The sequence below is a fragment of the Alistipes sp. CAG:29 genome (assembly GCF_000435435.1).
Taxonomy (GTDB): Bacteria; Bacteroidota; Bacteroidia; order Bacteroidales; family Rikenellaceae; genus Alistipes; species Alistipes onderdonkii.
Genome location: NZ_FR893426.1, coordinates 26,135 through 33,685, shown reverse-complemented (window position 1 = coordinate 33,685; position 7,551 = coordinate 26,135). Strand labels below are relative to the sequence as shown.

At 56.8% G+C, this 7,551-nt stretch carries 7 protein-coding genes; 5 read left to right on the top strand and 2 right to left on the bottom strand.

Annotated elements, in window-relative coordinates; all coding sequences use genetic code 11:
* Nucleotides 1-350: 350 nt before the first annotated feature.
* Both cdaA and QVP03_RS03870 read right to left on the bottom strand, forming a co-directional pair.
* A complete protein-coding gene (gene cdaA, locus QVP03_RS03875; RefSeq protein WP_022332284.1) occupies nt 351-1,151 on the bottom strand; it encodes a diadenylate cyclase CdaA in 801 nt (266 codons plus the stop codon).
* A gap of 223 nt (nt 1,152-1,374) precedes the next feature.
* Nucleotides 1,375-1,956, bottom strand: a complete 582-nt coding sequence (locus QVP03_RS03870; RefSeq protein WP_022332283.1) for an OmpH family outer membrane protein — start codon at nt 1,954-1,956, stop codon at nt 1,375-1,377.
* A 99-nt stretch (nt 1,957-2,055) separates the two neighbouring features.
* Here QVP03_RS03870 and ruvA point away from each other — a divergent pair, with 99 nt between their 5' ends.
* From ruvA to dnaK, 5 genes are all read left to right on the top strand, one after another.
* Nucleotides 2,056-2,640, top strand: a complete 585-nt coding sequence (gene ruvA / locus QVP03_RS03865) for a Holliday junction branch migration protein RuvA (protein WP_022332282.1) — start codon at nt 2,056-2,058, stop codon at nt 2,638-2,640.
* 398 nt (nt 2,641-3,038) lie between these two features.
* A complete protein-coding gene (locus tag QVP03_RS03860; RefSeq protein WP_022332280.1) occupies nt 3,039-3,689 on the top strand; it encodes an FKBP-type peptidyl-prolyl cis-trans isomerase in 651 nt (216 codons plus the stop codon).
* A 27-nt stretch (nt 3,690-3,716) separates the two neighbouring features.
* Nucleotides 3,717-5,288 (top strand): FKBP-type peptidyl-prolyl cis-trans isomerase, encoded by a 1,572-nt coding sequence (locus QVP03_RS03855; RefSeq protein WP_018696917.1) that lies wholly within the window; start codon nt 3,717-3,719, stop codon nt 5,286-5,288.
* Between the two features lie 173 nt (nt 5,289-5,461).
* The gene (locus QVP03_RS03850; protein WP_018697335.1) at nt 5,462-5,707 is read left to right on the top strand and encodes a hypothetical protein; all 246 of its coding nucleotides are present in this window, start codon (nt 5,462-5,464) and stop codon (nt 5,705-5,707) included.
* A gap of 476 nt (nt 5,708-6,183) precedes the next feature.
* A partial coding sequence (gene dnaK / locus QVP03_RS03845; RefSeq protein ID WP_288210627.1) for a molecular chaperone DnaK occupies nt 6,184-7,551 on the top strand: 1,368 nt, incomplete at its 3' end.

The following is a 7,551-nucleotide window of genomic DNA, read 5'->3' as shown; positions in this document are numbered from 1 at the left end:
CCATGCGCGCAGTACGAGGCGGGATGTCTGTGCCGGAAAAATCATGGTTTTAATCTTTATCATGTGAATGTTGCGTCTCGAATAGAGGCGGAACCGAGCGCAGACCCTGTACCTTCGTTTTGAGCCTGCCGGGATTTTTGCCGTGCCGTCCGGTTGCTGTTTTCCGGTCGCTGTTTCCCGTCAGCGTCATCTGCCTGCCGTTATCCGGTTACCTACCGTTATTTGGTCGCCGCAGCCGGGCTTTGTCGTCGCTTGCCGGATATTGGCCGGGTAATCCGACCGGGTTTGTATATCTTCCGTCGGCTTTGCCGCTGTTTTTGAGGCTCTGCTGCCCCTCCCCGGCTCCGGCCTTACTCGGCCACCTCTTTTTTCGAGCGTTTGCGGGTGTTGATCGTCAGGTAGCGTTGCAGGGTCTGCTGCAGGCGCACGGGGTCGATGTCGCGGCGGAGCTCCCCGCCCTGCGCGATCGAGATGCCGCCCGTCTCCTCCGAAACGACGATGATGATGGCGTCCGATATCTCGCTCATGCCGATCGCGGCGCGGTGGCGGGTGCCGTAGGATTTCGGGACGTCGCTCTGCGTCACCGGCAGGATGCACTTTGCGGCCACGATGCGGTCGCCTTCGATCAGTACGGCTCCGTCGTGCAGGGGGGCGTTCTTGAAAAATATATTTTTTAACAACGACGTCGAAACCTTGGCGTCGAGGGCGATGCCGCCCTCGGCGATCAGCCGCAGGTCGCTCTGCTGGCCGATGACGATCAGCGCACCGGTTTTCGTTTCCGACATTTCGCGGCAGGCCGTGACGATCGGCACGACGTTGGTCTGCACCGTGTCGTCGCCCGTCGAGAAGATGCGGGTGATGAAGTTGAAGTGCTTCTGGCGCATCCCGATCACCTGCAGAAACCGCCGCAGTTCGGGCTGGAATACGATGATCAGCGCAATGGCCCCGACCGAGATCAGCTGTCCGAGTATCGTCGACAGCAGTTCCATGTTGAGCGTCCGCACCACCACCCACAGCAGGTAGATGGCGATGATCCCCGAGAGGATATAGGGCGCGTTGGTACCTTTGGTCATGCGGTAGATCCAGTACATGATCACGGCGACCAGGATGATGTCTATGAAATCGACGAATGTGAACGGAACGAAACCCATTGCTTGTGTGTTGCTGTTAGTTTGCCTGCAAATGTATAAAAAATTACGGACATTCCGCTTTTGCGCTCCGATTATGTCTCCCGGTTGCCCGCCGCCTGCGTACTACCGCCCGTTACCTGGTGTGCCTGCCGTCGCCCGTCGCAGCATGTTGCCTGCTCTGCCGCCCGAAAAAAAAGCCGCCCCGGATCGGGACGGCTCGGCGGGGAGGGCAACGCACACTCCCTTATTTCTTGACGGCTTTCTTGTCCGCTGCGTAGAGCTCGTTGACCTTCGCAAGCACGGCGGGCGTGATGTTGAGCGTCGAATCGGCGTCGATCAGTGCCGTGGCGTTGATGATGAGCTTGTATTTCTTGTCGCCGTTGATCTCCTGCACGGCGCGGTGCAACAGATCCTGCGCACGGTTGGTGAACACGTAGTTCTCTTCGTCGAGCGCCTGGGCCTCTTTCTGTGCGGAACTCTGGTACGAAGCCACACGCTTTTCGATGCTCTGCTGCTGGGCCTGTGCATCGTTGGTGGTAATCAGCCCTTTCTGGTATTTTTTCTGCAGCTGGGCGGCTTCGGCCTGCAGGTTCTGCTCTTTCTGGGCCCAGCTTTTCTGTGCTTTCTGGGTCTTTTCCTGCAGGGCTGCGCCTTCATTCAGGAAAAGGTCGCATTGTGCCAGTACGGCTTCAACCTGCACATAAGCGATATCGCTTGATCCGACTTCGCGGGCAACCTCCTCCTCGGCGGCCGTCTCGGTGGTCTTCGTACCGCAGGCTGTCATGGCGCAAGCCGCAACGAGCGCCGTAAAAAGCATTTTTTTCATGTCGTTTTTTATCTGTTTTAGTTAAATATTCGGCTTTTGAATCACAAAGGTAAAAAAAAATCTTTATTTTTGCCCCACGCCTTGTAAATTTTGAATTTCATGTACGAATACATCAGCGGAACGGTCGCCGAGGCGACCCCGGCATATGCGGTCATCGACGCCGGAGGTGTCGGTTACTACCTCCATATCTCGCTCGAAACATTTTCGGCCGTCGAACATGCGCAAAACGCCCGTCTGTACGTGCACTACATCGTGCGTGAAGACGCCCAGATCCTGTATGGTTTCGCGACGAAAGTCGAACGCGAATTCTTCCGCCATCTGATCAGCGTTTCGGGCGTGGGGGGCAATACGGCGCGTATGATTCTTTCGACCTATTCGCCGCGCGAGTTGCAGGGGATCATCACCTCGGGCAATGCCGTACTGCTCAAAAACGTCAAGGGTCTGGGGCTGAAAACCGCCCAGAAAATCATCGTCGAACTGAGCGGCAAGCTCACCGGACTGGCCGAGGGCGATACTCAGGCGATCCCGTCCGCAGGCGGGGAGGCGCTTGACGAGGCGCTTTCGGCGCTGGTCATGCTGGGATTCGCTAAGGCTCCGGCCGAGAAGGCGTTGCGCGGCATCATGCGTGATAATCCGGCCGTTTCGGTCGAGGATTTGGTGCGAATGGCCTTAAAAATCCTATGAAAAAGCTTTTTTATCAATAAAAGTGTAAAAAATCCCCCCCCCACAATTTGGCAGGGCAGATTATTTGCTATACATTTGCGGCATCGTATTTTTATACGCCGTAATATTTGTTAAACTTGCTTGCTAAATGGAAGAGGCGCTCCCACTTGGATTTATTATCCTCTTGCTCTGCATCGTTTGTGGTGCCGTCGCCGTCGCAATAGGGATCTATGTACTGAAGCAACGGCGGCTCCAGCGGCTTAAAAACCCGCGGAAAGACTATTACCGCTGATTGCAGAAAGAGATTTATGACGGCTGAAGCCGTCTTTTTTTTGTCCCCGGCACGCTAACCGGGGCTTTTTTTACGTTTCATGCTTTGAAATCGGATTGTTTTTGTAAATTTGCACGATAATACGACGATGAAAAGACTATTGATCATATGCCTATCCGCTGCGCTCGTGTCGCTGGCCGGCTGTTCCGACGACGAAGACATCCAGCCCGCGCAGAAGGAGAAGATAGTCTCTTTCCTGACCGGGACGCACGCCCCCCGGCTCGTCGCCGAGGAGAACCTGGAGGAGGGCAGCAACCAGCCCTACTACACGGTTTCAGGCGATGCCGTATACCGCTACATTACCGATATCTACAATCCCGACCGGGTCAACTGGCCGGAGGTAACCCCGACCTCGACCGTGAAGATTACCTTCCGCGCCTATGTCTTCACCTATGCGAATATCGTGACGACGGGTTCGGAAAATAACTGGACCGTACCTTATTATACGAACGATGCCGCCCTGAAAAGTTTTCTGGAAGGGCGGGGGCTCAATACCGAGTGGTGGAAGTTCGAGCCGCTGACGGTGGATATGCGGCACCCTGACATAATAAAAGGGCTGGCCGATGCGTTACTTGGTTGCCGCGAGGGCGATGCCGTCGAGGTGTATATGACATACAATATGGCCTATGGCGACGATTATTTCGGCCTTATCCCGAATGAGAGTCCCATAGCCTGGTTTTTTACGGTGGACGCAGTGGATCCGGTCGACGCGGACGCCCCTGTGGAACCGGCGAATTAAAAGTTGAGTAAAATACAAACCGAATATATGAAATTTATCGCTCGTTTTCTGTACGTGCCGCTCGCCGGCCTTCTGGTGCTGACGTCCTGCGCGAAAGACGAAACGGAATCTTACGACAAATTCGAGAACCAGGCGCTCGAGGCATGGATGACCCAGCACCGCAGTGACCTGGTGGAGAACCTCCAGTCCGAAGGGCTGTACTATGTCGACCTGCTCGATGCGGGCGACCTTGCGTCCGATCCGATCAACACCGAGGACATCTGGGTGTCTTTCGATTTTTCGGGGCGCGATTTGAGCGGCAACATCATCCTCACGCGCAATGCCGACGATGCCGTGCTGGCCGGGTCTTTCTCCAAGTATACCCACTATGTGCCTTTCTACCGCTACTGCGGCTCGGAAAACTCAGGACTGATGGAAGGGACGTGGCTGGCCATGCGCCGTACGCTGACGCTCGGCGATACTTATTTCCGGAATAACAAAGACCGGCTGGGCATCACCTCCCCCGAGGTGACGCTGCGCTACGGCTCGAAAATCCGGCTCTACATGCCTTCGTCGGTGGTCGGCAACGGCGTCGAGGGTACGGGCGGATATGAGGGGCAGGAAGGTTATTCGCTCAGTTCCAAACGTCCGTTCATCGTGACCATGGAGATCCGCGACACGGTCAGCAACCCGCTCGAACGCGAGGGTACCGATGTGGATGATTTCTGCGAACTGAACGGCGGCCTGCAGATTTACAGCAAGGGCGACGACGACACGCCCGCCACGGAGGTGCCGGAAGACCCCGAGGATCCCGAACACCCCTACAACGAGACGTCCAAGCGCTGGGTCAGCGCCTGCGACTCGATCCCCCAGGTCTACGTCAACGTGCGCTACAACCCGGCCGAGCCCCGGGATCAGCTCTCCTTCCCTGCGCCCTACCACGTAGGCTACGAGCCCTATGTCAGCGAGGCTTCGGTCAGGGACATCGACATGCAGATCGCCGAGGCGCTCAAAAAGCGTTTCCACGGCGAGGGCGACGATTACCAGAAGTACGAGGGGGTCAAGGCGCTCGAAGCCGACTCGGTGACGCTCGACGGTACGGCCAAAATCTGGTATATCGGCCGTTTCCTCGACGGGTTCATCTTCGACACGAACATCGACGAGGTGAAGAAGATCATCTACGGCGAGGTCGCGCAAAAGGGCACGGCGCTCGACTACACCCCGTCGAGCGGCGGGATGATCCAGGCGTTCTACTATACCATTCCCAACCTCAAGTTCGGTCAGTGGGCGGAGCTCATCACCACGTCGACCAACGCCTACGGTTCGTCGGGCAAGAGCGGCTCGTCGAGTTCGTCCACTTCGGGGTCGAGCGGTTATTCGTCGAGTTACCTCGATTATCTCAACTACCTCAATTACGCCAATAGCTACTACGGCAGCGGCGGCTACTACGGGGGGTACTACGGCGGCTATTACGGCAACTACTACGGCGGTTACTACGACAGCATGTACGGCTACGGCTACGACAGTTCCAGCACGGGTACCACCGTGACGACCATCACCACCGAGATCCCGTCGTTCACGCCCCTTATTTTCCAGCTTTACATCGAACCGGAAGATTGATCCGGCTTCGCTGCCCGGTGTGGAAAAACCGTCCTTTCGCAATAGAAGGGGCGGTTTTATTTATGTTCCGTTCTTGTTACGTTTTTATTTCACTTTTTAAGGCAGAAATTTTGCAGTTCCGCAAAATTGTATTAACTTAGTGATGCAGAACTTCAACTTAAAATTCAACGGATATGATTATCACATTTAACGAGTTGCGCCGTATCAAGGACAGGTTGCCCAGCGGCAGCTCGCAACGCATTGCAGATGAACTGGGACTCGACGTAGAAACCGTCCGCAATTATTTCGGGGGCAAGCACGAGGCTAAGGAGTGCGTGGGGGTTCATTTCGAACCGGGCCCGGACGGTGGAGTCGTTACACTGGACGACACGACGATCCTCGATGTTGCAATGCGTATCCTTGGCGACCAGAACAAATAGTTGTTAAGAGTTAGTCCGGCCTTCGGGCCGGGTCGTAGGGCCTGCGAAAACGCAGGCCTGTTTTTTTCGCTCTATTTTCCGGCGCCCCTTGTTTTTCCGGCGCCCCTTGTTTTTCCGGCAACCCTTTCTTTCCCCGACTGCCCTTCTTTTCCCGGCTGTTCCTTTCCCCGTCCTTGTCCGACGCCCCTGCTGATTGCCCGTGTCGCTGCCGTATGCCTTCGTCCGCTGCCCGGTTGCTTGCCTTCCTGCTTTGCACCTCCCGTTCCTCCCCGGCCTTTCTGCCAAAATAACACCCTGGGCGCAGTTGCCGGGACGGTCGTACGGGGAAATTCTGTCATTATGCTGACAATTTGGCAGGGATTGCCGTTTGGTACAACCTTTGTTCGATCTACTGGCGTGACCGGCCACCGGAACCGCAGGGCGAAGGGGCGGGGCACAGGGCAACGTAAAAAATATCATTAAACTTATATACGATTATGGCAAAAATTATTGGTATTGACTTAGGTACTACGAACTCCTGCGTAGCAGTGATGGAGGGCAACGAGCCCGTGGTTATTCCCAACTCCGAGGGACACCGCACGACCCCGTCTGTGGTGGCTTTCACGGCGGACGGCGAGCGTAAGGTGGGTGACCCGGCTAAGCGTCAGGCCATCACCAACCCCAAGCGTACGGTCTTTTCGATCAAGCGTTTCATGGGCGAGCGCTACGATCAGGTTACGGCCGATATAGAGCGTGCCCCCTATTCGATCGTCAAGGGTGACAACAACACCCCGCGCGTCGACATCGACGGCCGCCAGTATACGCCGCAGGAGATTTCGGCCATCATCCTGCAGAAGATGAAGAAAACGGCCGAAGACTACCTCGGACAGGAGGTTACGGAAGCCGTCATCACGGTTCCCGCCTATTTCTCCGACTCGCAGCGCCAGGCTACGAAGGAGGCTGGCGAGATCGCCGGGCTGAAGGTGCGCCGTATCATCAACGAGCCTACCGCAGCCGCACTGGCCTACGGTATGGACAAGAAGAGCAGCGATATGAAGATCGCCGTGTATGACCTCGGCGGCGGTACGTTCGATATTTCGATCCTCGAGCTGGGCGACGGCGTCTTCGAAGTGAAGTCGACCAACGGCGATACCCACCTGGGCGGCGACGACTTCGACCACGTGCTGATCGACTACATGGCCGAGGCGTTCAAGGCCGAGCACCAGATCGACCTGCGCCAGGATCCGATGGCCTTGCAGCGTCTGAAGGAAGCTGCCGAGAAGGCGAAGATCGAACTTTCGTCCTCGACCTCCACGGAGATCAACCTGCCGTACATCATGCCCGTCAACGGCATTCCGCAGCACCTCGTTATGTCGCTCACGCGTGCCAAGTTCGAGCAGCTGTGCGACCACCTGATCCGCAAGACCATCGAGCCCTGCAAACTTGCTTTGCGCGACGCGGGCCTCGACGCTTCGCAGATCAACGAGGTGATCCTCGTCGGCGGTTCGACCCGTATCCCCGCGATCCAGAAGATCGTCGAGGAGTTCTTCGGCCGCACGCCCAACAAGAGCGTGAACCCCGACGAAGTGGTGGCCGTAGGCGCCGCGATCCAGGGCGGTGTGCTCACGGGCGAGGTGAAGGACGTGCTGCTGCTCGACGTTACGCCGCTGTCGCTGGGTATCGAGACCCTGGGCGGTGTGATGACCAAGCTCATCGACGCCAACACCACGATCCCGACCCGCAAGTCGGAGACTTTCTCCACGGCTGCAGATAACCAGCCTTCGGTCGAGATCAACGTCTGCCAGGGCGAACGTCCGCTGGCCCGCGACAACAAGTCGATCGGCCGCTTCCACCTGGACGGCATT

What these genes read in the sequence shown, in the direction of transcription:
- cdaA (WP_022332284.1), bottom strand. Translation starts at nt 1,151, where the DNA reads ATGGGTTTCGTTCCGTTCACATTCGTCGATTTCATAGACATCATCCTG.
- QVP03_RS03870 (WP_022332283.1), bottom strand. Translation starts at nt 1,956, where the DNA reads ATGAAAAAAATGCTTTTTACGGCGCTCGTTGCGGCTTGCGCCATGACA.
- ruvA (WP_022332282.1), top strand. Translation starts at nt 2,056, where the DNA reads ATGTACGAATACATCAGCGGAACGGTCGCCGAGGCGACCCCGGCATAT.
- QVP03_RS03860 (WP_022332280.1), top strand. Translation starts at nt 3,039, where the DNA reads ATGAAAAGACTATTGATCATATGCCTATCCGCTGCGCTCGTGTCGCTG.
- QVP03_RS03855 (WP_018696917.1), top strand. Translation starts at nt 3,717, where the DNA reads ATGAAATTTATCGCTCGTTTTCTGTACGTGCCGCTCGCCGGCCTTCTG.
- QVP03_RS03850 (WP_018697335.1), top strand. Translation starts at nt 5,462, where the DNA reads ATGATTATCACATTTAACGAGTTGCGCCGTATCAAGGACAGGTTGCCC.